Annotated in this window: 24 protein-coding genes, 1 tRNA gene and 1 pseudogene; 10 read left to right on the top strand and 16 right to left on the bottom strand. The window is 68.2% G+C overall.

Features of this window, described 5'->3' with window-relative positions; translation table 11 throughout:
• From EQG76_RS13675 to EQG76_RS33145, 7 genes and pseudogenes are all read right to left on the bottom strand, one after another.
• A partial coding sequence (locus EQG76_RS13675) for an MFS transporter (protein ID WP_407925539.1) occupies positions 1 to 470 on the bottom strand: 470 nt, incomplete at its 3' end.
• Positions 471 to 526: 56 nt separating this feature from the next.
• Positions 527 to 1,542: pseudogene (locus EQG76_RS13680) on the bottom strand (zinc-dependent alcohol dehydrogenase family protein).
• 34 nt (positions 1,543 to 1,576) lie between these two features.
• Complete coding sequence (locus tag EQG76_RS13685) at positions 1,577 to 1,972, bottom strand: (R)-mandelonitrile lyase (protein ID WP_159714231.1); 396 nt, start codon at positions 1,970 to 1,972, stop codon at positions 1,577 to 1,579.
• Between the two features lie 21 nt (positions 1,973 to 1,993).
• A complete protein-coding gene (locus EQG76_RS13690; protein WP_159714286.1) occupies positions 1,994 to 2,467 on the bottom strand; it encodes a cyclophilin-like fold protein in 474 nt (157 codons plus the stop codon).
• Positions 2,464 to 3,654 carry an MFS transporter gene (locus tag EQG76_RS13695; protein WP_159714233.1) on the bottom strand — a complete coding sequence of 397 codons (1,191 nt, stop codon included), beginning with the start codon at positions 3,652 to 3,654 and terminating at the stop codon, positions 2,464 to 2,466. Before EQG76_RS13695 ends, EQG76_RS13690 begins: the two co-directional genes overlap by 4 nt.
• 1,156 nt (positions 3,655 to 4,810) lie before the next feature.
• Positions 4,811 to 4,886 (bottom strand) — tRNA-Glu (locus EQG76_RS13700).
• A gap of 47 nt (positions 4,887 to 4,933) precedes the next feature.
• Positions 4,934 to 5,062, bottom strand: a complete 129-nt coding sequence (locus tag EQG76_RS33145; RefSeq protein WP_331463771.1) for a LuxR C-terminal-related transcriptional regulator — start codon at positions 5,060 to 5,062, stop codon at positions 4,934 to 4,936.
• A gap of 164 nt (positions 5,063 to 5,226) precedes the next feature.
• Between EQG76_RS33145 and EQG76_RS13710 the strand changes: the two genes are divergently transcribed.
• Positions 5,227 to 5,799 (top strand): DUF4136 domain-containing protein, encoded by a 573-nt coding sequence (locus tag EQG76_RS13710; protein ID WP_159714235.1) that lies wholly within the window; start codon positions 5,227 to 5,229, stop codon positions 5,797 to 5,799.
• A 21-nt stretch (positions 5,800 to 5,820) separates the two neighbouring features.
• On the opposite strand, the gene EQG76_RS13715 is transcribed toward EQG76_RS13710, so the two are convergent.
• Positions 5,821 to 7,068 (bottom strand): sarcosine oxidase subunit beta family protein, encoded by a 1,248-nt coding sequence (locus EQG76_RS13715; RefSeq protein WP_159714237.1) that lies wholly within the window; start codon positions 7,066 to 7,068, stop codon positions 5,821 to 5,823.
• Positions 7,069 to 7,330: 262 nt separating this feature from the next.
• Here EQG76_RS13715 and EQG76_RS13720 point away from each other — a divergent pair, with 262 nt between their 5' ends.
• The 3 genes from EQG76_RS13720 to bfr are packed head-to-tail and all read left to right on the top strand — an operon-like array spanning position 7,331 to position 9,159.
• Complete coding sequence (locus EQG76_RS13720; RefSeq protein ID WP_159714239.1) at positions 7,331 to 7,528, top strand: hypothetical protein; 198 nt, start codon at positions 7,331 to 7,333, stop codon at positions 7,526 to 7,528.
• The gene (locus tag EQG76_RS13725) at positions 7,525 to 8,664 is read left to right on the top strand and encodes an ABC transporter ATP-binding protein (RefSeq protein ID WP_159714241.1); all 1,140 of its coding nucleotides are present in this window, start codon (positions 7,525 to 7,527) and stop codon (positions 8,662 to 8,664) included. Before EQG76_RS13720 ends, EQG76_RS13725 begins: the two co-directional genes overlap by 4 nt.
• 12 nt (positions 8,665 to 8,676) lie before the next feature.
• On the top strand, positions 8,677 to 9,159 hold the full coding sequence (bfr, locus tag EQG76_RS13730; protein ID WP_159714243.1) for a bacterioferritin: 483 nt from the start codon (positions 8,677 to 8,679) through the stop codon (positions 9,157 to 9,159).
• Between the two features lie 210 nt (positions 9,160 to 9,369).
• On the opposite strand, the gene EQG76_RS13735 is transcribed toward bfr, so the two are convergent.
• On the bottom strand, positions 9,370 to 9,870 hold the full coding sequence (locus EQG76_RS13735; RefSeq protein WP_159714245.1) for a Csu type fimbrial protein: 501 nt from the start codon (positions 9,868 to 9,870) through the stop codon (positions 9,370 to 9,372).
• Between the two features lie 166 nt (positions 9,871 to 10,036).
• On the opposite strand from EQG76_RS13735, the gene EQG76_RS13740 reads away from it, so the two are divergent.
• Together EQG76_RS13740 and EQG76_RS13745 are read left to right on the top strand one after the other, a co-directional pair.
• A complete protein-coding gene (locus EQG76_RS13740) occupies positions 10,037 to 11,182 on the top strand; it encodes an amidohydrolase/deacetylase family metallohydrolase (RefSeq protein WP_159714247.1) in 1,146 nt (381 codons plus the stop codon).
• Positions 11,179 to 11,805 carry a hypothetical protein gene (locus EQG76_RS13745; RefSeq protein WP_159714250.1) on the top strand — a complete coding sequence of 209 codons (627 nt, stop codon included), beginning with the start codon at positions 11,179 to 11,181 and terminating at the stop codon, positions 11,803 to 11,805. The genes EQG76_RS13740 and EQG76_RS13745 overlap by 4 nt, the downstream gene beginning before the upstream one ends.
• Before the next feature lie 483 nt (positions 11,806 to 12,288).
• On the opposite strand, the gene EQG76_RS13750 is transcribed toward EQG76_RS13745, so the two are convergent.
• The 3 genes from EQG76_RS13750 to EQG76_RS13760 form a co-directional block, all read right to left on the bottom strand.
• Positions 12,289 to 12,516: a hypothetical protein gene (locus EQG76_RS13750; protein WP_159714253.1), complete on the bottom strand. Its 228-nt coding sequence runs from the start codon at positions 12,514 to 12,516 to the stop codon at positions 12,289 to 12,291.
• 219 nt (positions 12,517 to 12,735) lie between these two features.
• Positions 12,736 to 12,930 (bottom strand): hypothetical protein, encoded by a 195-nt coding sequence (locus tag EQG76_RS13755; protein ID WP_159714256.1) that lies wholly within the window; start codon positions 12,928 to 12,930, stop codon positions 12,736 to 12,738.
• Positions 12,931 to 13,195: 265 nt separating this feature from the next.
• A complete protein-coding gene (locus EQG76_RS13760; RefSeq protein WP_159714259.1) occupies positions 13,196 to 14,080 on the bottom strand; it encodes a helix-turn-helix transcriptional regulator in 885 nt (294 codons plus the stop codon).
• A gap of 153 nt (positions 14,081 to 14,233) precedes the next feature.
• Between EQG76_RS13760 and EQG76_RS13765 the strand changes: the two genes are divergently transcribed.
• From EQG76_RS13765 to EQG76_RS13780, 4 genes are all read left to right on the top strand, one after another.
• Entirely contained in the window at positions 14,234 to 15,745 is a 1,512-nt protein-coding gene (locus tag EQG76_RS13765) for a sugar ABC transporter ATP-binding protein (RefSeq protein ID WP_159714262.1), read from the top strand.
• Positions 15,745 to 16,791, top strand: a complete 1,047-nt coding sequence (locus tag EQG76_RS13770) for an ABC transporter permease (RefSeq protein ID WP_159714265.1) — start codon at positions 15,745 to 15,747, stop codon at positions 16,789 to 16,791. Before EQG76_RS13765 ends, EQG76_RS13770 begins: the two co-directional genes overlap by 1 nt.
• 21 nt (positions 16,792 to 16,812) lie before the next feature.
• Entirely contained in the window at positions 16,813 to 17,919 is a 1,107-nt protein-coding gene (locus EQG76_RS13775; protein WP_159714268.1) for an ABC transporter substrate-binding protein, read from the top strand.
• A 109-nt stretch (positions 17,920 to 18,028) separates the two neighbouring features.
• Positions 18,029 to 19,252, top strand: a complete 1,224-nt coding sequence (locus EQG76_RS13780) for an LVIVD repeat-containing protein (protein WP_159714292.1) — start codon at positions 18,029 to 18,031, stop codon at positions 19,250 to 19,252.
• Between the two features lie 27 nt (positions 19,253 to 19,279).
• On the opposite strand, the gene EQG76_RS13785 is transcribed toward EQG76_RS13780, so the two are convergent.
• The 4 genes from EQG76_RS13785 to EQG76_RS13800 form a co-directional block, all read right to left on the bottom strand.
• A complete protein-coding gene (locus EQG76_RS13785) occupies positions 19,280 to 21,178 on the bottom strand; it encodes a DNA/RNA non-specific endonuclease (protein ID WP_159714271.1) in 1,899 nt (632 codons plus the stop codon).
• A 153-nt stretch (positions 21,179 to 21,331) separates the two neighbouring features.
• The gene (locus EQG76_RS13790; RefSeq protein WP_159714274.1) at positions 21,332 to 23,092 is read right to left on the bottom strand and encodes an Ig-like domain-containing protein; all 1,761 of its coding nucleotides are present in this window, start codon (positions 23,090 to 23,092) and stop codon (positions 21,332 to 21,334) included.
• A 325-nt stretch (positions 23,093 to 23,417) separates the two neighbouring features.
• Positions 23,418 to 24,560 (bottom strand): aldose epimerase family protein, encoded by a 1,143-nt coding sequence (locus EQG76_RS13795; RefSeq protein WP_159714277.1) that lies wholly within the window; start codon positions 24,558 to 24,560, stop codon positions 23,418 to 23,420.
• Between the two features lie 131 nt (positions 24,561 to 24,691).
• Positions 24,692 to 25,486 carry a hypothetical protein gene (locus EQG76_RS13800; RefSeq protein WP_159714280.1) on the bottom strand — a complete coding sequence of 265 codons (795 nt, stop codon included), beginning with the start codon at positions 25,484 to 25,486 and terminating at the stop codon, positions 24,692 to 24,694.
• Positions 25,487 to 25,626: the final 140 nt, after the last annotated feature.

The following is a 25,626-nucleotide window of genomic DNA, read 5'->3' on the forward strand; positions in this document are numbered from 1 at the left end:
AGTGCCGCAAACATCGCAGTCCCGATCCAGGCGATGGTCTTACCCGAGTGCCGGCCGCCGGCCAGGGCAAGGCCCCAGGCCACACCGCCGGTAATGATGAAGCTCTCGGCCATCCCGAGCACGGCGCGCCCGAAAGCCAAGGCGGACGCGGCCGCCATCGGCTGGCCTGGCAAGACGAGCGACCCGAGATAGACTAATCCCGCCGACGCAGCGGCAACCAGGCCGATCATGACCGCGCTCTTGCTCCCGCTCGTGTCGGCATAGGATCCCGCCCACACGCGCGAGAGCACCGAGGCGACGAACTGGCTGCCCGTCACCAGTCCCACCACGAACGGTCCTAAGCCCAGCTCGTCATGAAGGTGCAGCGGCAGAACAGGTAGCGCCAGCCCGATGAGCAGAAAGCCGGCGAACACCGTCGCCATGATTGGCAGCAGTTTCACCACGTCATCGCGACCATCGGCGCGTGACACTTGGCAGCGCTCCCGGGCAACTCGCCGGTTCTCCTGCGGAGTGATCGAGATCGCGCTCAAACCTTGAGCATCACCTTGATTGCCCGCCGCTCGTCCATGGCGCGGTAGCCTTCCGCGACTTCCGTCAGCGGCAGCTCAAGGTCGAAGACTTGCTGGGCTTGATCCTGCCCTGGAGCACCCGGTCCATCAGGTCTGGCAGGAAGCGGCGGACGGGTGCCGGGCCCCCGAGCATGCGCTTTTGGCCGAAGAAGAGCTGTTGGCCGTCGAAGGTGACGCCATGCGGAACGCCGACATAGCCGATCGTGCCACCGGGACGCGCGCAATCCAGCGTCTGAGCAAAGGATTCCATCGTGCCGACGCATTCCAGCACCGCATCGGCGCCGATACCCTCCGTCAGGTCTTTGACGCGCGCGATCCCTTCCTCACCGCGCTCGCACACGATGTCGGTCGCACCGAACTCTCGGGCGAGCTTCTGGCGGCTTTCATGGCGGCTCATGGCGATGATGCGCTCCGCGCCCATCTCCTTGGCCGACAGTACGCCCATCAGGCCCACCGCACCGTCGCCGATCACGACGACGGTAGAGCCTTCCCGCACCCCGGCGGCATCGGCCGCATACCAGCCCGTGCCGAACACGTCGGAAGCAGCCAGCAGGTCGGGCACGGAATCGGCGGAAGGCGCTTCCGCGGTGGCGACGAGCGTACCGTCCGCGAGCGGGACGCGGGCATATGGAGCCTGCGCGCCGCTCATGAACTCGCGCTGCACGCAGGACGACTGGAAGCCGAACCGGCAGTGCGGGCAGGTATTGTCGGAGATGCAGAAGGATCCCACCACGAACTGCCCAGGGCGGACGGTTCGCACGTCGCTGCCGACCTCGACCACGGTGCCGCAATATTCGTGGCCCATATGCATGGGCTCATCCATGGGCTGCAGGCCGCGATAGGGCCACAGGTCCGAGCCGCAGATGCAGGTCGCCGCCAACTCGATGATGGCGTCGGTCGGCTGAAGGATCTTCGGATCGGCGATGTCCTCGCAGCGGACGTCGCGCGGGCCATACAGAACGGTTGCCAGCATTTCCTGTCCTTTCGTTCGATGCCCGGTGGCGGGGTCAGGCGCCGTACTGGGCGTCGGTGACGTGCTCCATCCAGTCGACGGCCTTGCCGTCCTCGGTCTCCTGGATCGCGATGTGGACCATCGCGGTTTGCGGCGATGCGCCGTGCCAATGCTTCTCGCCCGGGGCGAACCAGACGACGTCGCCGGGCCGGATGTCCTCGATCGGACCGCCCTCGCGCTGCGCTCGGCCGAGGCCGGCAACGACGATCAGCGTCTGCCCGAGCGGATGGGTGTGCCAGGCCGTGCGGGCACCAGGCTCGAAGGTCACCTGGGCGCCTTGCACGCGCTCGGCGTTGAAGGGATTAAAGAGCGGATCGATCCGGACGGTGCCGGTGAACCAGGTCTGCGGCCCCTTGCCGGACGGCCGCAAACCTGCGCGGATGATTTCCATGAGTGGTCTCCGACGCTGCGGTCACATGCGCTCGATGCGGAGCGGGAACTCACCCGGCCCGTGCAGGGCCTCGTAGCCCTCGTCGAAACGGCCGAGCCGGATCAACCCTTGGGACCAGCGGTAGTCCGCGTAGAACATGGCGAGGTTGCCCCAGGGCGCGTAGTAGCAAAGGTCGTAGGGCCGCTCGTTGCCGAACGGCCCGCTGGCCTCCTCGGTCAGCTTGCGCGGGAGATAGGCGATCTTCTCGTTGCTGGCGTAGTCGTCGATCGTGAGATCGAGCGGCAGCATCGAGAAGAAATCCCGCGCCGACGGATTGTCATGAAGGGTCGCAGTCATGGTCCGGCCCTCGAACATCATCCTGACCCGCATGTCGGTCGGCTCCTGGCTGACTGTATCCCTGCCTTGCTGGCCGTAGGCGAGGCGCGGCAAACCACCCGTTGCTAGGGCGCCACCAAGCAAGGTCCGGCGTCTGAGGGCCGGCAACCCAATGGTCATGGTAGCAACCTCTTCGCTGTGCGCCATGCGGCGATCGCAAGAAGTGACGATCCGCACAGAAGTGCTGCGCCGAAGGCGAACGCGCTCCACCAGCCGATCGCGTCGAACAGGCTGCCGCCAATCGCAGCACCGCCCGTGATCGCGAGCTGGATGATGGCCACCTGCAGCCCGCCGCCGGCCTCCGCATCATCCGGAAGCGTGCGGCTCAGCCACGTGCCCCAGCCGACTGGTGCCGCGGTGCCGAAGAAGCCCCAGGCGACGAGCAGAAGGGCGACGGGGCCCGGCATCGCCCCGAGGCCAATCAATGCTATGGCGAGAACCGACATGACGAGCGGGATGGCGATCAGGATGCTGAACAGCCGGGTGCGCAGCAGCCAGCCGATGCACCAGGTGCCCGCGACGCCTGCCAGCCCCATGACGAGCAGGATCGCCGAGAGTGCCGCGATGTCCAGGTGGGTAACGCTCTCCAGGAAGGGGCGCAGATAGGTGAAGAGCGCGAACTGGCCCATGAAGAGCATCAGGATCGACGCCATGCCCAGCGCTACCGGGCGGTGGCGGAGGAGCAACAGCACATTGGCAGATACCTTCCTGCCGCGCTGCGGAAGCGGCGGAAGGCTGATCCACTGCCAGACGAGCGCCAGCAGGCCGAACGGGACGACGAGGAAGAAGGCACCACGCCAGCCGACATAGGCTCCGAGAAAGCTGCCCAGTGGTGCTGCGAGGGTCGCTGCGATCGCGTTGCCTGCGTTCAGCATGGCGAGTCCTCTAGGCACCATGTCGCCTGACACGAGGCGCATGACGATCGAGGTCGACATCGACCAGAAGCCGCCGATGGCGACACCAAGCAGTGCCCGGCCGACCATGAGGAACAGGTAGTTGGGGGCAAACGTCACGGCGAGCCCCGACAGGATCAAGAGCACCGTGAAGCCGGTCACGACCAGCCGTCGGTCGATCCGGCGGGCGAGGCCGGTGACCAGAACGCTGGTCAGGACGGCAAAGACGCCCGAGATTGAAATCGCTTGGCCGGCGTTTCCCTCGGTGATGCCGAGGTCGGTCGCGATCGGCGACAGAAGGCTGACCGGCATGAATTCGGACGCGATGAGCACGGCGACGCAAAGCGCCATCGAGAGCACTGCGCTCCATGGGGCGCGTTCATCGACGACTCGAGCGTCGCAGGTGGTTTCCATGAAGGGCATCCTCGCAGGGCGCCAGGTCGGCCCAATCGGGGCCGTCGAGCCTGTCGCCGTGCAGGAAGTTAGCGCCTCGGCGAGCCTTCAATTAGATCGCCCAATCCGCTTGGACTTATCGTCCTGTGCCATGAATGGAGTGGGCAGCTATCAGATTCGCATGAAGCTACTGAAGACTCGCAATCAGCGGGGAGGCCCGGAACCGCAGCTTCACCAAGTTGGTCGGGCGGCTTAGCGTCTGGACATAGTCACTCATAACCACCCATAGTCACTCATAACCACCCAATGTCGCGCTCAAAAAATGCGAACCGGCCGCATCCTATAGCTCGGCAGTGTTACCGCTGTCGGTGCGGCTGCGGGCGGATGTCGGCCGTGCTGGACCGTATCCAGAAGCAGAGCGAGGTCGTCCACCGGATGGCCGAGCGGGTGGATGAACTGAGCGGGCTGCTGGCCAGCCTCGGCTCGAGGAGCTAGCCGGGGCGTAAGCCGCAGGACATCCACATCCGTGATCTGCGACTGAACTCCGACATCCGGCTGCCGACCCAGGACTTTCGCTGAAGAGGAAGGAGATGCCGATGCTCCGGTGGATCGGGATCCAGCCGGTGGAGAAGCATGACTTCGCAGCCTTCGAGCCTGCCGGCCGTCGAGGGAGCAGTTACGGCGTCGCGGCCACGGCTAAACCCGCCGCCTAGTGATGGACTGAGGCTCACTGTGGGCAGGGTCATGAGTAACGTGCTGGAAGTCCCTCGACCCGTACCGCAGCCACCCACGGTTTAGTCTGCCATCCGAAGGCGGCGCGGCCGTCGGCAACGGAGCGATCCGCGACCTCAGTGTTGCTGTTGTCCTTGGGGTCGAGACTACCTGTGACACCCGGGCTGTCGGCTTGGGCCAGCGCCTCGACCCTGCTGCCAGTGTTACCAGCTTCAGATACCAAAAGGCTCTTGGCAGTTATGGCAGTTCGCAGCCCTACGGTGGCTGGGAGAGACTTTTGGAGCTGACCAACAATCGCGCGGTCGGTCACGGACCGTCACTCGGCCTGCCGATGTGTGGCAGGCTGTCGCACCCGGGCCCCAATCGTCCACTGCTGTCCAGGAGCATCCATTTAGGATCAGCTTAGGGCGGACGTTCTTGGCCGCGCCTAAGTTCTTGAAGGAGCTGGCATCCCCAACGGGATTCGAACCCGTGTTGCCACCTTGAAAGGGTGGAGTCCTAGGCCTCTAGACGATGGGGACCCTGGCTGCCGGTAGGTAGGCGAGCAGGCGGCGAAGCGCAAGATGGCTCATGGACGGCAGCGGGGCATGAGCGTGCGCAATGCCGCCTCGGTGCGGTTGGAAACCCTCAGGCGCCGCATGATGGTCGTCAGGTGCTCCTTCACCGCGGCCTCACTGATCCCGAGCGCGAAGGCGATCGTCTTGTTGGAATGGCCCTGCCCGACCAGTTCCAGGATCTGGCGCTGGCGCGGTGAGTTCGCCGCTAGTCATCTGGCTGCTCCGGCCCTCTCGCCCGATCTACAAGGGCGAACTTGCCGGGACGGCTCGCCCGGAGCAAATCGTAGCTTGGGCAGGAGGAACGATGATGCGGGCGATCCGGGCTTTGGTGGTGGTGGCGGCATTCTGGCTGGCGGCCTGTGCCGGCGAGCCCATGGTGCGCAGCGACTGGGACCGGACAGTCGACTTCGTCGCCTATCAGAGCTTCGGCTTTCCCCAGCACCAGGGCACCGATTCTTCTGCCTACACCAGCCTAGAGACCCAGCGCCTGCGCGCGGCGGTCCGCCGCGAGCTGGAGGGGCGGGGCTTCGTCGAGGTGGCGGCGGACCCCGACCTGCTCGTGGACTTCCGGACCAGGCAGACGGATCGGCTGAGGGTCATCAACCTGCCCCCGGTATGGTCGGCCTATCCGTATGATCCGTTCTGGTACCCGGGCGGCTTCTACCGGCCCTGGTATGGCGCCTATAGCGACGTCCAGGCGATCACCGAAGACGTGCTCACGATCGACTTGATCGATCCCGCGGAGCGGCGGATCGTCTGGGAAGGCGTGGCGACGGCGCAGGCCCTGCAGGGTGGGGATCCGCTCGCGAGCGCTGACCTGGAAGCGACGGTGCGCCGGATCTTCCTGGACTTTCCGGTCCAGCCGGGCGGTTCCTGAGACCGACGGGCCCGGGCCTGCTCAGTGGGCGATGCCGGAGGCCGCGGCTTCGTCGATCAGCCGGCCGGTCTCGAAGCGCTCCAGGTCGAAGGGCCGGCTGATCGGATGATGCTCGCCATGGGCGATCAGGTGGGCCGTGAGCCAGCCGCCGGCTGGGATCGCCTTGAAGCCGCCCGTCCCCCAGCCGCAGTTGAGCACCATGCCGTCGACCGGGGCCGGGCCGATGATCGGCGAGCTGTCGTGCACGATGTCGCAGACGCCGCCCCATTTGCGCATCAGCTTGAGCTGGCCGACCCGCGGCATGATCTCGATCAGGCCTGCCACCACAGTCTCCAGGACCGGCCAGTTGCCGCGCTGGGCATAGGACGGGTAGAGGTCCAGCCCGCCGCCTACCACCAGCTCGCCCTTGTCCGACTGGCTGACATAGGTGCCGGTCGCGGGGTCGATGATCACCCGGTCGAGGAACGGCTTCACCGGCTCGCTCACCATTGCCTGCAGGCACATGGAGGTGATCGGCAGGCGGAAGCCGGCCATGGCCGCCAGATAGCCGGAATGGCCGGCCACGCAGAGCGCCGCGGTCCCGCACTCGACCCGGCCCTTGCTGGTCAACACCGCCTGGACCCGGCCGCCCTGGATGTCGAAGCCTTCGACCGTGCAGTTCTGGACGATGTCGACATCCAGCGCCGATGCAGCGCGGGCATAGGCCCAAGCCACCGCGTCGTGGCGGGCGGTGCCGGCACGGCGCTGGATGTAGCCGCCGAACAGCGGGTAACGGCCGTCCGGGTTCAGCGCCGGGATCTCGCGGCGCAGCTGTGCTGCGTCGAGCAGTTCGGCATCCACCCCGTTCAGGCGCATGGCGTTCACGAAGCGCGCGCACAGCTCGAGGTCGCTTTCCGAGTGGGCCAGGCGCACCACGCCGCGCTGGCTGACCATCACGTTGTAGTTCAGCTCGATGGCAAGCCGCTCGTAGAGCCGCAGCGCCAGGTCGTAGAGGGCGACGCTCTCCGGATAGAAATAGTTGGAGCGGATCGTGATCGTGTTGCGGCCGGTGTTCCCGCCGCCGATCCAGCCCTTCTCCAGGACGCAGACCCGGCGAGTGCCATGGTGCTTCGCCAGGTGATAGGCCGTGGACAGGCCGTGGCCGCCGCCGCCCACCACCACCACGTCATAGCGGGCGGCGGGGGCTCCTCGGTCCAGCCAGTGCGGCTCCCAGCCCCGCTGGCCGCTCCCAGCCTCGTCCAGGATCCGTGCTGCCGAGAACCGCTTCATCGTCACCCTTCGCTTGGCCGTCCTGCGGGCGATAGCATCTGGGGCCGGCCGCCGCCACCCGGCCGGAACGATCATCCTTGAATTGTTCTAAATAAAGCATCGGTCGGGTCTTGCTTTACATCAGGGCGCGGTGAACCGAAGTTGCCATCGTCGACGTGCAGGCGCTGATCGCGCCCGCTTCGTAGCGCTTCCCGTCTTGTCCAGTATCAACGTCTCGCCGGGGCCCTGTCGTACGATCATGATCGTCTGCGTCTGCAACTGCTTGAGCGAGGCCGATTGCGAACGCGCCGCCGCGGCGCGATCCGTCGATGCTGGCGAGGACCTGCACGCCGTGATGGGTGCCACCGTATGCTGCGGTCGATGCCTGCCCACCATGGAGGCGATCATCGACGAGGTGCGCGCCCGTCATGAGGCGCTGGCGCAGGGCCAGGCCGTGCGGGAACGCGACGAGGTGGCATGATGGCGCTGGCCGCCGGTCGTGCTGCCTGCAAGGGCAGCGGAGCCGGCCTGTGTGTTCATGACCTCGGCCATCGCTACCGTGTCGGCTCGGGGCAGGACTTCACCCTGGACGGAGTGTCGCTCGACGTGCCGCCGGGTGCAGTCCATTGCCTGCTCGGTCCCTCCGGATCGGGCAAGTCGACCGTCCTGCGGCTGGTGGCGGGCCTGGAGCGCCCATCTGCCGGGGGCATCGCGCTCGACGGCCACATGCTGAGCGACCAGGAGCACTGGATCCCGCCCGAGCGCCGCTCGATCGGCCTGATGTTCCAGGACGTCGCCCTGTTCCCGCACATGACGATCCGCAAGAACGTCGCGTTCGGGTTGCGCACCAAGGACGCGGCGACGCGCCGCCGCCGGGTCGATGAGCTGCTGGTCATGGTAGGACTGGCGGGCCACGCGGAGAAGTTCCCCCACGAGCTCTCTGGCGGGGAGCAGCAGCGTGCGGCGCTGGCTCGCACGCTCGCGGCGGATCCGCGCCTGGTGCTGCTCGACGAGGCCTTCTCCGCGCTCGACCCCGGCCTGCGGGTCGAGGTGCGCGGCAGTGTGCTGGCGATCCTGCGTCAGGCGGGCATCCCGGTCCTGATGGTGACCCATGATCCGGACGAGGCGATTGCTGAGGCCGACCGGATTCATGTCATCGAGGATGGCCGGATCACCCAGTCTGGCAGCGTCAGCCAGCTCTACCGCAGCCCAGCCACCCGGTTCGTCGCCGGGTTCTTCGGCCCCGTGCTGCGCTTTCACGGCTGCCCCGAGGGCGGGCAGCTCGCGACGCCGATCGGCCCGATACCGGTCTCGCGCGACGGCCACCAGGGCGTGGAAGTGGTGCTGCGCACCCGCGACCTGGCGCCGGTCGCAGCCGGCAAGAGCCCCTGGCGCGCCACGGTCCTGGCCTGCCGGGACCTGGGCGACCGCTGCCGGGTGGAGCTGGCAGCCGAGGGGGAACGGCTGGGCGACATCCACGTCCCGAGCAGCCTGGCGCACCGGGTGGGCGGGGAGATCGGCCTCGCCTTCGACCCTAAGGCGATGTTCGTGTTCCCGTGGCCCGAAGGCTTGAACAATTCTAAGAATGGGGGCATCCCTTCGCGGGCCAACCATTAGGAAGCGACGCAGATGCCGAGCCCGACCCCGGTCCGGGGCCATCCCGAGGTACTGGCCGCCCTCAATCTGTCCCTCAAGGGCGAGCTGACCGCCATCAACCAGTATTTCCTGCATGCGCGGATGCTGGAGAACTGGGGCTACTTCAAGCGCGGGAAGGCGGAGTATGACGAGTCCATCGAGGAGATGCGTCACGCCGACAAGCTGATCCAGCGCATCCTGCTGCTCGAGGGGCTGCCCAACCTTCAGGATCTGGGCAAGCTCTATATCGGCGAGAACCTGAAGGAGGTGATCGAGTGCGATTACCGCCTCGAGCTCGAGGGGATCGAGCAGTACCGCAAGGGCATCGCGATCGCTGAGCGGCATGGCGACTATGTCACGCGTGACCTGCTGATCGGCATCCTCCAGGAGGAGGAGGAGCATCAGGACCACAACAAGACCGAGCTAGAACTGATCGACCGGATCGGCATCCAGAACTTCGCCCAGAGCCAGATCTGAACCATACGGCGACGGAGGCTCGCCCCCGCGTGCGATGACCGCAGGCGGGGCGGGACAGCACCGGGCCCGGCCGCCAGCTCCGTTACCGGAGGCGGCGGTCGGTCGGCGCAATCGCGCCAGACATTGGCACCAGCCGGCGGCGGAGCGTGGGTATGGGCGGCTCCAGCGGACGGTCCGACTTCCTGCCGCTCTGCTCCGGCTCCCCGGTACTCAGAAGGTGAGGGTGATCCCCACCGTGTCGCTGTAGGTTCCGGCGGCCGCGGTCTGGTTGGCCGGAATCCGGCCATAGACCGTCACCGTGCCGCTGCCGCTGGCCGGGGCGGTGAAGCTCACCGCATTGGCGCCGGAGCCGATCAGCGCGCTGTAGGCGGTGTTGCGGTAGAGCTGGTAGGTGAGGAAGCCGCCCGCGCTGTTGCGCATGCCGCGGCTGGAGGCCTGCGGGTTCGCACCGTCGTTCAGCTCGAACTTCAGGCTCTCGTTCATGCATCCCGAGTAGCTGATCGTGGTCGTGGTGTCGTTGTTGGTGGTCTGGCCACTGACATAGTTGGCGAAGGTCAGGGTGGAGGCGGCGACCTTGCAGTTGCTGACCACGGTCACACCGACCGCGAGGCTGGCGGTGCTGGTGCCGGCGTCGGAGCCCTGTAGGGGCGTGAAGGCGAGGGCCAGCACGATCGGCAGGCCCAGCGCGGCCCGCTTGAAGACGACGTCCATGCATGTCGACCTTTCCTCGCGCCAAAAAAAGGGGCGCGAACATGGTTGGCATGGCCTTCATCTTAGCCGGATTCGGTTAACAACCCGTTGACCCGGCCGGCGGACGGCGCTTTCCCCTAGCCCCGGGAAGCGGATGGCGCACACGCGCCTGCAGTTGGGAGCGGCAATGAGCTACGATCTGGTCCTCACCGGCGGCCGTCTGGTCGACCCCGGTCAGGGCATCGACCAGGTTACCGACATCGCGTTCGCGGACGGCAAGGTCGCAGCGGTCGGTGACGGGCTGAACGGCAGTGCCGCCGCGGTGCGGGACGTGAGCGGTGCGATCGTCATGCCCGGGATGATCGACTTCCATACCCATGTCTACTGGGGCGGCACCTCGCTCGGCATCCGCCCGGACCAACTCGCGCGCCGGGCCGGCACCACCACCTGGCTCGACGTCGGCAGTGCCGGCCCGGGCAATTTCGAGGGCTTCCGCGAGCATGTGATCGGCCGGAGCGAGACCAAGATCCTGGCCTATCTCCATGTGAGCTTCGCTGGCATCTACGGCTTCTCGGACCGGGTCTCGGTGGGCGAGAGCTGCGACCTGCGCCTGCTCGACGCCAATGTCTGCGCCGACATCGCGCGGGCCAACCCGGACCTGGTGCGCGGCATCAAGGTGCGGATCGGGCGCCACGCCAGCGGCTATAACGGCATCACGCCCCTGGAGCTAGCGATCGAGGCGGCCGAGCAGGCGGAGCTGCCGGTGATGTGCCACATCGACGCGCCGCCGCCGCGCTACGAGGACGTGCTGGCGGTGCTCCGGCCGGGCGACACGCTGACCCATTGCTTCCGGCCACGACCGAACGCTCCGGTTTACAGCGACGGGCGGATCCGCGAGGCCTGCTTCCAGGCGCGCGAGCGCGGCGTGGTATTCGACATCGGCCACGGCATGGGCAGCTTCTCCTTCGAGGTCGCCGAGGCCATGCTGGCCGGCGGCTTCCCGCCCGACGTGATCAGCTCGGATGTCCACGCCCTGTGCATCGACGGCCCGGCCTGGGACAATCTCGAGACGATGTCCAAGTTCCTCCATCTCGGCATGGCGGTGCCGGAGATCGTCCGTGCCGTCACCAAGACCCCGGCCGACATCCTGAAGCGCCCGGACCTGGCCGATCTCTCGGTGGGATCGACCGGTGACGCCACCGTGCTGCGGATCGACGAGGGCCGCTTCCGCTTCGTCGATGTCGAGGGCAAGCAGCGGACCAGTGCGCGCAAGTTCCGCCTCGATTCGGTGGTGCTGGACGGCCGGCTCTGGCACGACGCGCAGGCGGCATGAGGGCGGCCCGGCTGAACAGGCGCGGCCGGTCGCGTCGCCCGGCATGGGGTCTGCTGCTGGCAGCGCTGCTCTGCGCAGCGCCCGGCCTGGCCGCCACCCCGCCCGCACCGGCGCCCAAGCCGCCCGTGCCGGCGGGCGGGCCGAGCAAGGCGGCGGCCGGCGATCCGCAGCAGGTGCTGGCAGAGGTCGGCGGCCTCCGCCTGACCCGGGCCGATGCGGATGCCTATGTCGACGCGCTGGTGTTCAGCCTGGAGCATGCCGGCCAGGATCCCACGCGGCTCGCCGCCGACCGTGCTGTGGTGCGCGAGCATCTGGCGCGCAGCTTTCCCGGCCTGCCCGAGGCCGCGCAGATCGATCTGGCCGACATGACCGTGATTTGGGAGCGGGCCCAGGCAGGCTGGGCAGCGCTCGGACCGGCCGAACGCAACGCCTTCTCCTATGGCGTACTCGCCCTGGCGTTCGGCGAGGAGGATGCCGGCAAGATCCTGCGCTGGAACCCACAGGGCAGCGTGGTGCCGGGCGAGGCGGGGGACCGGCCGCTGCCGGGCTACGCGCCGGGCCAGGAGATGGACTGCATCATGACCGGCAATTGCGGCCCGTCCGGCAGCAGGCTGCCGGAATGAGCGCGGCCGCCTACGGCCTCAGGTCTGGCTGCCGGCATGATCTCGCAGTCAGTGCAATTCAATTGCTCTGGAAATCACGTGAAATGACCTCGGTAGGCCGGGCGAATGTCACGTATCACTCTTGCGCGTGACAGAACACCACATGCCAACCATCAAAGTGTTTCCCCTAGTATGATGTTACGGGACGAGGACGGCCGTTTCTCCTGCCGCTCTTTCGTCGCGCAACCTGCGCGCGACTCTCGGCGATCCCGGCCTGCTCCTTCCCAGGCCGGGATCGCCATCTTCTCGACCGGCAGCATCCTGCAAGACACACGGAAGCTTGCGGCTTCGCCGGGGGTCGCGGTCGGGCCCCCACGGCGTGCAGCACCTGGAGCAGGTTCCGTCCGGATCGAGCCGCTCCGGGTCACTGGAACTTGCCCGTGCCATGGGATCCGGAGCGGTTTTCTGCTCGACCAGATGGTTCCAGCCCGCTCTGAGGGGAGGCTAGTGCCGGCTGCCCGACCCGCCGCCCCGTTCCCGGCGAAGCTTGTCGTGGAGCGGTGGTATCAGGTGCCGGATGATCTCGCGCAGGCAGTCCGACCGCTCGTCGTTCTTCTGCAGCGCCGCCGCGACCGCCTCGATCAGTGCTACGTCGGGATCCGCTTCGGCCTTGGCATGGCTGGACGACTGCCTAGTCGTCTTGAATTGAAGCGCCTGCGACACCCTGGCCATCCACGGCCCTCCCGCGACTGATCCCCTCAACTAAATAGCGCACATGGCCGAATTTGATAGCTCTATGGACTAAAAGTCACGAGAGAAGTTCACGGGCGCGCGACGCCGGTAGTGCGAGGCAACCGGACAGAATTCAGAATCGGCAGTGGAATTTCCGGGGCTTGTTCCCAGGAGGTCTCTATAAAGCAGGTCGCGGATGTACAGGGCGGCCTGGGAGCCTCAATGGTCCCGGCGATGGGACGGCGACTTGGCCAGCAGCATGCTGCGCGGCATGGAATCCTGATCGTCGGCCAAGATGGCGGTCAGCATCTCCCGCAGGCTCGCGGCCACCTGGTTGTTCAGGTTCAGCGCATGCGCCAGCCGTTGCAGGACTTCCTGGTCCTCTTCCCAGACGCCGACCTCGACGCGTTGCATGTTCACACGCGTGCGCAGGCGGCGACGCTTGGAGCAGACTTCAGACATTGCCGCACTCTTGCTGAAACCAACTTGTACGTCCCAATTGGACTTTCCTCCTAGGATCGAACATCCGGCTTCATGTCGCAGGGAAGAGTTCCGACATTGGCCGTGGCATGCGTGGCACCGGGCCTGCTCCCGGCCGGGCCGAGCCGGAACGACGGGCCGAACGTCCGGCACCGGTGCAGGCGGCGGCATGGTCGACCGTCCCGCGCGGCCTGGCGGCTCAGGCCGGTACGCGCTCTTTGCCCAGCCGGACGCTCCCGTCGTGGAGATCGGCGCGACCGGCCTGCGGATAGGCGCTGGGCGGCATGCCGAAGCGCTCTCGGAAGGCCACGGTGAAGGCCGACAGGCTCTCGAAGCCGACTTGGGCCGCGACGTTGCCGACGGGGCTGCCCTGGCACAGCAGTTCCAGTGCGCGCATCATCCGGACCTCGCGCAACAGGCCGCGCCAGCTCATCTGCAGTTCCTCCTGGCAGCGGCGCTGCAAGGTGCGCTGCGACAGGCCGGCCGCCTGGGCCGCCAATGCGGCCGAGGCGGAAGCGAGATTGTCGGCGACGTAGCGGACCACGGTGCGCATCGCTTGGCTGCGGGCGGCTGGCATCCACAGCATCCGCGGATTGCCGAACCACTCGGGGCAGAGCAGGGCGAGGGTGCGCAAGAGGCTGCCGGCCAGCGCGTCGCCCTGCACCGTCTGCTCGTCCCAGGCCAGCGCCCGCTCCACCAGATGCAGGGCCAGCGGCGGTACTCGGGTGACCCAGCAGCCATGGTGGCACCAGGGCGTGCGCTGCGGGTCGAGATGCACGACCGCCAGCAGCGTGTCCGGGCGGGTGCGCAGGGAGAACGGTCGGTCCGCCGGGATGAACACCATGTGCCGGGGCAGCACCAGCCAGCCGCCGGAGGCACCCTCGAGATCGAGCATGCCGGCCTGGACCAGCACCAGCTTGTGCATGGGATCGCCCAGGCTCGCCTCCTCATGCGCACCCGGCCGCAGCGCCAGCGCCAGCTCCAGCCCCGGCTGGGGGGCGAGGGTCAGCCGCACCGGACTGGCAGCCGGCACGAACTCGCTGGCGGCACGGTCCAGGCGAGCGAGGGTGGTGACCGCTTGCAAAAAGAAGTTGCTCCCCTGTCGCGAACCTGCCACCGTCCTGCCGTGCAGTAGGACATAAGCGGCCAATCGGCAACAAGCCGTGATCCGCCTCAGGGAGGTCCCGCACCCGTGCAAGATGTCGCCCAGGCCATGCCGGCGCCGGAGGGCGCTGGGATGACGCCGGTCCTGTCGCTGCGCGGCCTGCGCAAGCAGTTCGGCGGAACAGTCGCGGTGCATGGCTTCGACCTCGACCTGTATCCCGGTGAGATCCTGGCGCTGCTCGGGCAGAACGGGGCCGGCAAGTCGACGGTCATCAAGATGCTGGCAGGCGTGCACCTACCCGATTCCGGTGAGATGTTCCTGGCCGGGCGCCGCTTCGATCCGGCCGCCGAGCGGCACGCCATCTCGTTCATCCATCAGGATCTCGGCCTGATCGAATGGATGACGGTGGCCGAGAACGTGGCGCTGGCCGAGGGGTACCGTCGCCGGGGCGGGCTGATCGACTGGCGAGGGATGGCTGGGCGCGCTCGCTCGCTCCTGGCCGCGATCGCACCGGACATCGACCCGGAGAGCCGGGTCCAGGACCTCACCCGCACCGAGAAGTCGCTGGTCGCGATCGCCCGGGCGGTCGGCCGGGAGGCGCGGGTCCTGGTGCTGGACGAGCCGACCGCGAGCCTGCCCCAGGACGAGGTCGACCACCTGTTCCAGGTCCTGCGCGAGCTGAAGGGCCGGGGCGTGGCGATGATCTACGTGTCGCACCGGCTGGACGAGATCTTCGCGATCGCCGACCGGATGGTGGTGCTGCGCGACGGCCGCACCGTGGACAGCCGGCCCACCGTGGAGGCGGAGCCGGATCAGGTCGTGCGCACGATCATCGGCCGCCCGCCGGACAGCCTGTTCGTCCGCCCGCCCCGGCCCCGGCCGGACGACGTGCTGCGGCTGGAGGAGCTCAAGACCGCCGACGCCGGGCCGGTCGACCTTACCGTGCACTCGGGCGAGATCGTGGGTTTGGCCGGGCTGCGCGGGGCCGGCCAGGAATCGATCGGCCGGGCCCTGGTGGGTGCGGTGCCGAAGCTCGCGGGTCACGTCTGGCTGGCCGGTGCCCGGCCGAACCTGGACAGTCCGACCGAGGCGATCCATGCGGGGGTGGGCTTCGTTGCCGGCGACCGGATCGCCGAATCGGTGGGCCACGGCCTGAGCGTGCGCGAGAACATGTTCCTCAATCCGGCCGCCACCGATCGGCACAGTTTCGCCTGGCGCCAGCCGGCCGCGGAGGCGGCCGAGGCGGCCATGCTGGGCCAGCGCGTGCATCTGGCACCGAACGACCCGGCGGCACCGATCGAGACCCTGTCCGGAGGCAACCAGCAGAAGGTCGTGATGGCCCGCTGGCTGCGGATCGGCGGTAGGGTGCTCGTGCTGGAGGATCCGACCGCCGGGGTCGACGTGGGGGCCAAGGCCGAGATCTATCGGCTGCTCGCCGAGGCGGTCGGCCAGGGTCTGGCGGTGATCCTGATCTCCACCGACTTCGAGGAGGTGGCGGCGATCTGCCATCGGGCCCTGGTGTTCCGCGACGGCCGGATCGTGGCGGAGCTGGACGGAACGTCCCTGGAGCCGGGCCTCCTGCTGGCGGCCGCCTCGCTGGCGCCACCACCGTTTGCCGATCCCTTCCGTCCAGGGCAGCGCTGATGCAGTCGATCAAGTCCACGGCACTCGAGCCGACCCGGGCCGAGCTGGCGGCCATGGGGCCGGGCGAGCGGGCGGCCAAGCTCCTGCCGGTCTACGGGCTGCCGATCCTCACTCTGCTCCTGATCCTGTTCTTCTCGCTGCTGCTGCCGGCGACCTTCCCGACCATGCTGAACCTGCGCTCGATCCTGGGCGACAAGGCGATCATCGCGATGCTGTCGCTGGCGGCGATGATCCCGATGATGGCGGGCAGGATCGACCTCACGGTCGGCTACGGCATCGTGCTCTGGCACATCATGGCGATCGCACTCCAGACCCAGTTCGGCCTGAGCTGGCCCGTGGTCGTGCTGATCGTGCTGGCGATGGGCTGCCTGCTGGGCCTGCTCAACGGGCTGCTGGTCGAGCTCGCCCAGATCGACAGCTTCATCGCCACGCTGGGCACCGGCACGGTGCTCTATGCCCTGGCGCTCTGGTACACCGAAGGCCGCCAGGTGATCGGCATGCTGCCCAAGGGCTTCACCTCGATCTACACGCTGATGCCCTTCGGCATCCCGATCGCCGCCTACTACGTGCTGGCGCTGGCGCTGCTTCTCTGGATCGTCACCGAGTACCTGCCGATCGGGCGCTATCTCTATGCGATCGGCGCCAACCCGCGCGCCGCCGCGCTGAACGGCATCCCGACCCGACGCTACGTGGTGGGGGCGTTCATCGCGTCGGGCCTGATCGGGGCGCTCGCCGGGATCGTGCTGGCGGCACGCTTAAGGATCGGCCAGGCCAGCGTCGGGCTGGAATTTCTACTGCCGGCCCTGGTGGGTGCATTCCTGGGCTCGACCACGATCCGGCCGGGCCGGGTCAATGTCTGGGGCACGATCGCCGGGGTGGCGATTCTGGCGGTGGGCATTTCCGGCATCCAGCAACTCGGCGGCGAATTCTATATCGAGCCATTGTTCAACGGCGTGACCCTGCTGCTCGCGATCGGACTGGCCGGTTACGCCCAACGCAAGCGCGGCAAGGTGCGGCTCAAGCCCTCGCGCGCATCAGGGAGCTAGAACATGAATGGCATGACGAGGATGTCGACCAGCACACTGGCCCTCCTGGGTTGTGCGGTGCTGGCGCTGGCCGCCGGGCCGGCGGCGGCCGACCCGGTCGCGGAGGCCAAGGCCTATGTCGAGCAGGTCAGCAAGCCCAACCCGCCATGGGACGGGCCGACCAGCGGGCCCAAGGCGGCCGAGAACAAGACCCTCGTCTATGTCTCGACCGACCAGCGCAACGGCGGTGCGCGCGGCGTGGGCGAAGGGGTGGAGGAGGCCGCCGGCAAGCTCGGCTGGACGGTGCGCATCCTGGACGGACAGGGCTCCGTCTCGGCCCGCTCCTCGGCCCTGGCCCAGGCGATCGCGTCCAAGCCCGATGCCATCATCCTGGGCGGCGTGGATGCCACCGAGCAGGCCAGTGCGATCGAGGAGGCCGACAAGCAGGGCATCAAGGTGCTGGGCTGGCACGCCTATGCCAAGGCCGGGCCGCATGACAGCCTGCCGATCTTCACCAACATCACGACCGATCCGCTCGAGGTGGCCAGGGCGGCCGGCTCCTATGCGGTCGCCGAATCCGACGGCAAGGCCGGGGTCGTGATCTTCACCGACAGCGTCTACGAGATCGCGATCGCCAAGTCGGACGCGATGGCCGAGATCATCAAGGCCTGCCCCGGCTGCAACCTGCTGGAGGTGGTCGACACGCCGCTGGCGGACGCCAGCACGCGCATGCCGCCGCTAACCACGGCTCTGCTGCAGCGCTATGGCGACCAGTGGACCTATGGGCTCTCGATCAACGACCTGACCTTCGACTTCATGGCACCGTCGCTCGCCGCGGCCGGCATCGCCGGCGACGGTCACCCGCGCAATATCTCGGCCGGTGACGGCAGTGAGGCGGCATTCCAGCGGATCGGTGCCGAGGAGTACCAGGTCGGGACGGTGGCCGAGCCTTTGCGCCTGCAGGGCTGGCAGCTCGTCGACGAGGCCAACCGTGCGTTCGCCGGCGAAAAGGACTCCGGCTACGTGGCGCCGGCTCACCTGTTCCTGCCGACCAACATCGACAAGGATGGCGGACCCAAGGGGATCTACGACCCCGAGAACGGCTACACCGACGCCTACCTGAAAATCTGGGGCGCTGCCGCCGGCTGAACCGCTCCTTGCCGTGGGAGCGTGCCGCGCTCCCACGGCGTTCCTCCCGCTTCCCGGAGAACCACCCGTGGCCAGCCACGACCTTCCAGCCCCGGACCACGCCCGCAACATGCGCCTGCTCGGCCACAGCGACCAGGGAGGGCGGCCGGACGGCGTGCAACTCATGGTCCAGGACGGCTTCGCCTATATCGGCCACATGTTCTCCAAGGGGTTCAGCGTGGTCGACGTGCGCGACCCCTACCAGCCCAAGGCCGTGGGCTATTTCCCGGCACCGCCCAACACCTGGAACATCCACCTGCAGGCGCACGGCGACCTGCTGCTGGTGATCAACGCCAAGGACATGTTCGCCGCGGCCGAGTTCCAGGACGAGAAGGCCTATTACAAGGGCTCGCTCGGCAAGAAGGTCGGCACGGCGGAGCAGAAGGCGGCCTCGGTGCGCGACTGGACGGCCGGCATGGCGGTCTACGACATCTCGAAACCGGGTGAGCCCCGGCAGATCGGCTTCATGCCGGTCGAAGGCGGCGGCGTGCACCGGATCTGGTACACGGGCGGGCGCTGGGCCTACTGCTCCGTCCTGCTCGATGGGTTCACCGACTACATCTTCATGGCGATCGACCTGAGCGATCCCACGAAGCCGGAGCCGGCCGGGCGCTGGTGGATCCCGGGCATGAACCAGGCGGCGGGGGAGACGCCGGACTGGGCGCCGACCCGGCGCTTTGGCCTGCACCACCCGATCGTGGCGGGCGACACGGCCTACTGCGCCTGGCGGGATGCCGGCATGGTGGTGCTGGACGTGAAGGACCGGCACGACCCGAAGCTGATCGTCCACCGCAACTGGTCGCCGCCGTTCGGGGGCGGGACGCATAACTGCCTGCCGCTGCCCGACCGCGAGCTGCTGGTGGTGCTGGACGAGGCGGTGCTGGACCACCAGGAGGACGGCGAGAAGCTGATCTGGGTGTTCGACAATCGCGAGCCGTCCAACCCGATCAGCATCTCGACCTTCAAGTCGCCGGACGAGGCCGACTACAAGGCGAAGGGCGGCCATTTCGGGCCGCACAACCTCCATGAGAACCGGCCCGGCAGCTATGTCAGCTCGGAGCGGATCTTCACCACCTACCAGAATGCCGGGATCCGGGTCTTCGACATCAAGGACCAGTACCGGCCGGTCGAGATCGCGGCCTACGTCCCGCCGAAGCCCGCACGGCTGGTCGACCACCGGCCGAACCGGCCCTTGGTGATCCAGTCCTGCGACATCTTCGTGGACCGGAACGGCATCATCTACGCCAACGACTATAATGGCGGCCTGTCGATCCTGGAGTATACCGGGAGCTGACCCACTGACCACCAGTCGGGAGCGCGCTCAGAAGCGCAGCTTGGCCGGGGAACTTATCTCGATGAACGTCGCCGCCGGGTCGGCCAGCGCCTCGGGCGCTGCCGGCCTGGTGACCAGCTCGGGATGGGCCAGCACGTCGGCCGGGTAGAGGGGCTCGAAGTCGAGCGCCGTGCGGCGGGCTAGTTCCGTCAGGCTCAGCTGGTGGATGCGGAAGGGATCGAGGTCCAGCTCCTCCAGATCGTGCAGCAGGTCGGACTGCGACAGGACGAAGGCGGCGGCGCGCAACCGGCCGTCGCCGCCGCGATAGGCGATCAGCTTCCAGAAGGCACGCGGGATGAGGGCGCCCCGGTAGGGCGTGTCGTCCTCGCCGAAGACCGGCCCAGCCTGGACGGCCAGCCGGATGTCTTGGACGTCCGCCTGCTCCAGGACCAGGTTCTCGAGCTCGCCCCACAGGCCGCTGCGGGCGGACTGGTTGAACCGTTCATGCTGGGGCGCGATGTTGGTGAAGTAGAAAGAGTCCTGGTTGGCCTGCCTGGCTTCGGCCACCGGGCCCCAGCACAGGTCGGCGCGGCGCGCGATATGGCCGCGGTCCAGCCGGTTGCCGGCATAGAGCTCGTCGCCGAGCTGGTGCTTCGCGTCGATCCGGGGATCCAGGGTGAAGGGCCGGCGCGGCAGGACCACCATGCGAGCACCGTCCACGTTCCAGGCCACGTAGCGCGCCATGCGCCGCCTGGCGCTCAGGCAGACCGAGAAATGGGTGTAGGGGATGGTCTGGGCACGGCCGAAATTCACCGCGTCGCGCTTCTGCGCAGTCGACAGGCCGGGCTCCGGCACCGGCACGCCCAGGAAGCCCGGGTCGTAGCCGGCGCGCGGCACCACCGTGTCCATGCCGGCATCGGCCGCCAGCGCCGCGCCGGGCGGCTCCAGGACGAAGTCGAGCTTCTTCTGGACGGAGGCCGGGTAGCAGGCCAGGGCGTGCTCGTCGCTCTGGCCCAGGCCCTCCCCGGCAAAGTGCAGGCCGGCGAAGATGTCGGTGGGCGCATCGTCCGCCATGACCAGCCAGGCGGCACCGGAATCCCCGCCCTTGCTGATCTCCCCGTCCGGGGAAGGGCGCTCCGGATCAGGGCCGATCTCGAAGCAGCCGATCGCCTGCCTGCCGGCAGGCAGGCCATAGTCGAGCTTCGCCATCACGTCGACGCGCCGCACGATGCCGTGGGTGATGGCGGTGGTGCGGCCGGACTTCACGAGCCGGTCGCCCAGCTCGACCCGCGCCATCCACCGGGGCGTCACGTCCAGCCCGTAGACGGACCGGTCGACGTCGCGCTGCCGGATGCGGGCGAGCGCGCAGTCGCCGGCGGCGCCCAGATGGCTGCGCAGGAGCGTGCCCGCGCCGTTGAGGGCCGTGTCGTTATCGTCGAACGGGCCGGGCTGGACGACCCTATCGCCGATCCGGCCGCGATTGCCGTGCAGGACATGCCAGTTGGACAGGATGCAGGGAGCACCGGTGGCCCGGTCGAACACGATCAGGCCCAGCGTCCCAGCGGTCTCGGCCGGATGCGCCACGCTGATCCCGGGGCGCAGCGGGTCGGCCCGGCTGCGGCGCAGGTCGGCCGCCTCCGCCTCGACGATCTCCCAGGATGGACGGTAGCTGCGCTGGATGACGTCGGTCGGGACCGGCTCTCCCTCCACCTCGATGACGTCGGGGATGCGCCGGCTGCCCAGGGCCTCGATGGCGGAATCGCCCTTGATGCCAACGGTGAACTGGATGCAGAGCGGCCCGTCGCCGTTCTTGCGGCCGATGCCGACCGAAGTGATGTTGGGATCGTCCAGGTACTCCGCACCCCTGGCGCGGATATGGCGGCGCAGCGCCTCCCGATCAGGCCCGGCCGGCGTCTTGTCTTTGCGCGACGACTTCTGGCGTGCCACAGCAGCCCTCCGGATGACACCGCACTATCCAGCCTAGTGCAGAGCATGGCCCGGCTCTACATGCCGCTTGTGACGACCGGTCGATGAAAACGACATGGCCGACTGGAAGCCGGCCATGTCTTTGCTTTGTGACTGGGAGCGTCCCGGCCCCCTTCAGAACAGGAAGTCCTGGGCGCGCCAGGCGGCGGCGACAGCACTGCCGTCCTGGACCAGGATCTCGTAGTCGGCGGCCGTGTTGCCGCTGAGGTTGACCTGGATCAGCGTGTCGGCACCCTGGTCGACCACCCGGACCTGGTGGAGGCCATTGAAGGCGGCCGTGCCCATGAAGGTCAGCCCGCCGCCGAACAGGCCGCTCAGGTCGATCTGGTCGCCCTGGGCGTCGCCGACCCCGTCGAAGCCCTGGATCACGTCGGCGCTGGCGCCGAGCCCGCTTTCGCGCAGGCCGAACACGAACACGTCGTGGCCGTGGCCGCCGGACATGACATCGCGGCCGAGCCCGCCGATCAGTGTGTCGTTGCCGGCGGCACCATAGAGGAGGTCGTGGCCGCCATCGCCATAGAGCCAGTCGTTGCCGTCCTCGCCATGGAGCGTGTCGGCCGCGGCACCACCCTTCAGGGTGTCGTTTCCGCCGCCGCCATAGAGCAGGTCGGCGCCGGCCTCGCCCTCCAGCGTGTCGTTGCCGTCCTCGCCGCGCAGCGTATCGGCGCCGGCCCCGCCCAGCAGCGTGTCGTTGCCGCCACCACCCACCAGCGTGTCGTTGCCGAGGTCGCCCAGGAGCGTGTCGTGGCCGTCCTCGCCGTACAGCGTGTCGTGGCCGTCGCCACCCACCAGCATGTCGTTGCCGCCGGCTCCAATCAGCACGTCGTTGCCGTTGCCGCCATAGAGGGCGTCGTCGCCGTCCTCGCCATAGAGCCGGTCGTCGCCGACGTCGCCCGCCAGCGTGTCGCTGCCGCCGGCACCCCAGAGCTGGTCGTCGCCCTCGCCGCCCTGGAGGATGTCGTTGCCGTCCTCGCCGCGCAGCGTGTCGTTGCCGCTGCCGCCATGGAGTTGGTCGTTGCCGGCATGGCCGAAGATCTGGTCGTCGCCGCCCAGGCCGTAGATCACGTCGGTCTGGCCGGTGCCGAACAGGTTCTCGCCGCGCGACGTGCCGAGCCGGTCTCCGGGCTCGCCGGCTCCGGTCACCTTGACGTACACCGTGGCGGTGCTGCGGGCGTTGCTGCCGTCGCGGATCGTGTAGGTGAAGCGATCGGTGACGGTCTCGCCGGGCGCCAGCCTGTCGAAGGCGCTGCCGTTGGCGAGATAGTGGATCTGGCCGGTAACCGGGTCGGTCGCGACCGTGGCACCCATCTGCGAGACGGCATTGACCGAGACCAGGCTGATCGGGTCGTTGCGGTCCGGGTCCCGATCGTTGGCCAGCAGCCGGGCCGGCTCGATGGCCTGGCGGTCGTCGACCGTGGCGGCGAGGTTGCGGTCGTCCGCCGCGACCGGGGCGTCGTTGCGCCCGACCACGGTGGCGGTGACGGTGGTGGTCGAGGTGGCGCCCTTGCTGTCCTTGATCGTGTAGGTCACCTGGCTGGTCGCGGTCTCGTTCTTCGCCAGCCAGTCGAAGGCGCCGTTGGGGTCGAAGCGCAGCGTGCCGTTGGCCTGGATGGTGAACAGCCCGCCTGCCGAGCCCGCGACCTCGATGCCGACATTGCCGCTCTTGGCACCTACGCCGGTCACGGTGAGCTTCTGGTTTTCGGCGTCGCTATCGGCATTGCTGCCGATGCCCTGGATGACGTTGCCGCGGGCGATCGTGTTCTGGTTGGTCTCGACGAAGTCGGGGCGGGCCACGGGCGGGGTGTTGCCCTGGCTGCCACTCCCCTGGGACTTGCCGTCCAGGCCGAGATCGTCGTCCAGATAGTTGGCGCTCATTGGGTACTCCTCAGCGGATGTCGCGGGCAAGGCGCCAGGGTTGCGGCGTCGCAGGGCGGCGCTGCTCCTCCTTGCCCAGAGCGATGTCGAAGCGGGTTTGCCGGGGTCCGGCAGGTCGTCAGCCGGATTGGGCGGCGAAGAATTTAACGTTTACTATATGCTGGTCATCTTGCTTCGGAAGAAGTGATGAAGAAACTGTTGCTATACTGGTATCGACGCCCGCTGCGCCCAGCAATGTTAATTTTCTTCTAAGCTGGGCTTGAAGTACCCGAGTGCGGAAGGCCGGGCCGCCGACACGCGGCGGCCCGGCCCGGACCGGAAAACGTCAGTTCCGGTCGGTGGAGAAGCGGAAGATCGTGGTCGAGCGGAAGGTCTCCCCCGGGGCCAGGCGGGTGCTGGGGAAGTCCGGCTGGTTGGGCGAATCCGGGAAGTGCTGGGTTTCGAGGCAGAACCCGTCGCCCTGGCGGTACATCCGGCCGGCCGCCCCCACCAGCGTGCCGTCCAGGAAGTTGCCGGTATAGAGCTGCACGCCGGGCTCGGTGGTGTGGACCTCCAGTACCCGGCCGGAGACCGGCTCGCGCACCCGGGCGGCCAGGGTGAGGGCATTCGGCTCGGCCTTGTTCAAGACGAAGTTGTGGTCGTAGCCGCGCCCGCGGACGAGCTGCTCATGGTCCATGCGCAGGCGGGCGCCGATCGCGGTCGGCTCGCGGAAGTCGAACGGCGTGCCCTCCACCTTGTCTAGGGCGCCGGTCGGGATCAGCGTGTCGTCCACCGGCGTGAAGGCGTCGGCGTTGAGGGTGAGCTCGTGGTCCTCGATGGTGCCGGCACCGTCGCCGGCCAGGTTGAAATAGGTGTGGTTGGTGAGGTTGAGGACGGTTGGCCGGTCGGTCTTGGCCTCGTAGTCGATCCGGAACTCGTCCGCGTCGGTGAGCGTGTAGGTCACCCGCACGTCCAAATTGCCGGGATAGGCTTCCTCGCCGTCCGGGCTGTGATAGGTCAGCGCCACGGCGAGCCCGTCGGATCCTGTGACCTCCTCGGCCGTCCAGACCCGCTTGTCGAAGCCGGTCTCGCCGCCATGCAGCGAGTTCGGGCCGTTATTGGCGGCAAGCTGGTAAGTCTGGCGGTCGAGCTCGAACTGTGCCCCGGCGATGCGGTTGGCATAGCGGCCGACGATGCTGCCGAAATAGGGGTTCTTTTCCACGTAGTCGTCGAGATCGGCGAAGCCCAGCGCCACGTTGGCGAGCTGGCCGTCGCGGTCCTTCGTGCGGATCGCGGTGACCGTGCCGCCATAGGTGAGGAACGCGACCTGCATTCCCCCTTCGTTGGTGAGCGTGATGTGCTCCACCGCGGTGCTGTCGGCGAGCTGGCCGAACGGCTGGCGGTCGATGCCCTTGGCGTTGGCGGAAAGCGGCAAGATGATCCCCAATCCCAGAACGACGGCGACGGAGCGCCTGGCTGCAGGGTGCATGGCGCGCCTCCTCCCTGATCGGTTGGCCGACCGGGTGCAAGTGCGGCGCCCGGCGGCGCGGCCGCTGCCGGCCGCACCCGGCAGTGTAGCGCGGTTTGCTCCGTGCCGCATGGGAGGTCGCCGGGAAGGGCTCAGCCGGCGGGTCCGGGTGCGCCGGGCTCGCCCGCCTCGTCCGGCGCTGGCCCGCCGTATAGCTCGCCATTGGCGAAGGCCTCGATCCGGCGCACGCAGCGGTCGTTCCACGCCTTGAAGCGCGCCCAGTCGGGGTGGCGCGGGCTCATGCCGGGCGGCAGGGCGGCGGCGAGATCGACGGCCGGGGCCTGGGGGGCGGGGGCTTCGCGGGCCGGGTCGGGTTCGTTCGTGCAAACGGCGAGGGCGGGTTCGGCCGGGCGGTTCTGGTTGGCGGGGCCGGTTTGCGCAGGCTCCGCGGGCGCTGCCGGCGGCATGTCCGCGTCGCTTCGGGCGGCGCGGAGCTGGTTGAGGGCGCGCAGGGCGCGGTTGAAGCCGTTCATCGCCTCGGCCTGGTAGCGCAGGATGGTCTGCAGGCTCTGGCGGCGATGGTGCTCCTCGTCATGGAGGATCTGGCCCATGCGCAGCTTGTCGCCGGCCTTCACGCCGCGCGGCAGCAGGCACCAGTGCTCGGCCTCCAGCCGGTCGGCGCGCTCGGCCCGCCACAGGGCCGCGACCATGCGGGCGCAGATCGCGGCCTCCATCGGGCAGGCGGGCTGGAAGCGCTCGCGCACGGCAGCTTCCAGCTCGGCGAAGCGCTCCTGGTCATCGAGGTCGATGAGGAGCCGGCTGGCCGAGCGGAAGCCGAAGCCGTGGGCGTTTTGGGCGGAACAGGCCTTGCCTTCCCGGGTGACGGGGCCGCGGGAGCGAGCACCGTTCCTGCGGGAGGCTTCGGCCTGGGCGGCGGTGCGGGGCATGGGCTTCCTGCGGTCGGGAACGGGGGTGGCCGGCAGGATAGTCCTGATGGCCACAGGATCCAAGGAAAGTATTCCTTGTTTGGGCGGCGGATCAGTTCGGCTGGACTGGTCGCCTCCGGCCCGTCAGCGCAGCATCGGCC

It is taken from the genome of Geminicoccus flavidas, assembly GCF_009806515.1.
Classification (GTDB): Bacteria; Pseudomonadota; Alphaproteobacteria; order Geminicoccales; family Geminicoccaceae; genus Geminicoccus; species Geminicoccus flavidus.

Excerpts from the sequence above, each read along its gene's own strand:
- EQG76_RS13685 (WP_159714231.1), bottom strand. The coding sequence starts at position 1,972 with ATGGAAATCATCCGCGCAGGTTTGCGGCCGTCCGGCAAGGGGCCGCAG.
- EQG76_RS13690 (WP_159714286.1), bottom strand. The coding sequence starts at position 2,467 with ATGACCATTGGGTTGCCGGCCCTCAGACGCCGGACCTTGCTTGGTGGC.
- EQG76_RS13695 (WP_159714233.1), bottom strand. The coding sequence starts at position 3,654 with ATGGAAACCACCTGCGACGCTCGAGTCGTCGATGAACGCGCCCCATGG.
- EQG76_RS13710 (WP_159714235.1), top strand. The coding sequence starts at position 5,227 with ATGATGCGGGCGATCCGGGCTTTGGTGGTGGTGGCGGCATTCTGGCTG.
- EQG76_RS13715 (WP_159714237.1), bottom strand. The coding sequence starts at position 7,068 with ATGAAGCGGTTCTCGGCAGCACGGATCCTGGACGAGGCTGGGAGCGGC.
- EQG76_RS13725 (WP_159714241.1), top strand. The coding sequence starts at position 7,525 with ATGATGGCGCTGGCCGCCGGTCGTGCTGCCTGCAAGGGCAGCGGAGCC.
- bfr (WP_159714243.1), top strand. The coding sequence starts at position 8,677 with ATGCCGAGCCCGACCCCGGTCCGGGGCCATCCCGAGGTACTGGCCGCC.
- EQG76_RS13735 (WP_159714245.1), bottom strand. The coding sequence starts at position 9,870 with ATGGACGTCGTCTTCAAGCGGGCCGCGCTGGGCCTGCCGATCGTGCTG.
- EQG76_RS13740 (WP_159714247.1), top strand. The coding sequence starts at position 10,037 with ATGAGCTACGATCTGGTCCTCACCGGCGGCCGTCTGGTCGACCCCGGT.
- EQG76_RS13745 (WP_159714250.1), top strand. The coding sequence starts at position 11,179 with ATGAGGGCGGCCCGGCTGAACAGGCGCGGCCGGTCGCGTCGCCCGGCA.
- EQG76_RS13750 (WP_159714253.1), bottom strand. The coding sequence starts at position 12,516 with ATGGCCAGGGTGTCGCAGGCGCTTCAATTCAAGACGACTAGGCAGTCG.
- EQG76_RS13755 (WP_159714256.1), bottom strand. The coding sequence starts at position 12,930 with ATGCAACGCGTCGAGGTCGGCGTCTGGGAAGAGGACCAGGAAGTCCTG.
- EQG76_RS13765 (WP_159714262.1), top strand. The coding sequence starts at position 14,234 with ATGACGCCGGTCCTGTCGCTGCGCGGCCTGCGCAAGCAGTTCGGCGGA.
- EQG76_RS13770 (WP_159714265.1), top strand. The coding sequence starts at position 15,745 with ATGCAGTCGATCAAGTCCACGGCACTCGAGCCGACCCGGGCCGAGCTG.
- EQG76_RS13775 (WP_159714268.1), top strand. The coding sequence starts at position 16,813 with ATGTCGACCAGCACACTGGCCCTCCTGGGTTGTGCGGTGCTGGCGCTG.
- EQG76_RS13780 (WP_159714292.1), top strand. The coding sequence starts at position 18,029 with ATGCGCCTGCTCGGCCACAGCGACCAGGGAGGGCGGCCGGACGGCGTG.
- EQG76_RS13790 (WP_159714274.1), bottom strand. The coding sequence starts at position 23,092 with ATGAGCGCCAACTATCTGGACGACGATCTCGGCCTGGACGGCAAGTCC.
- EQG76_RS13795 (WP_159714277.1), bottom strand. The coding sequence starts at position 24,560 with ATGCACCCTGCAGCCAGGCGCTCCGTCGCCGTCGTTCTGGGATTGGGG.
- EQG76_RS13800 (WP_159714280.1), bottom strand. The coding sequence starts at position 25,486 with ATGCCCCGCACCGCCGCCCAGGCCGAAGCCTCCCGCAGGAACGGTGCT.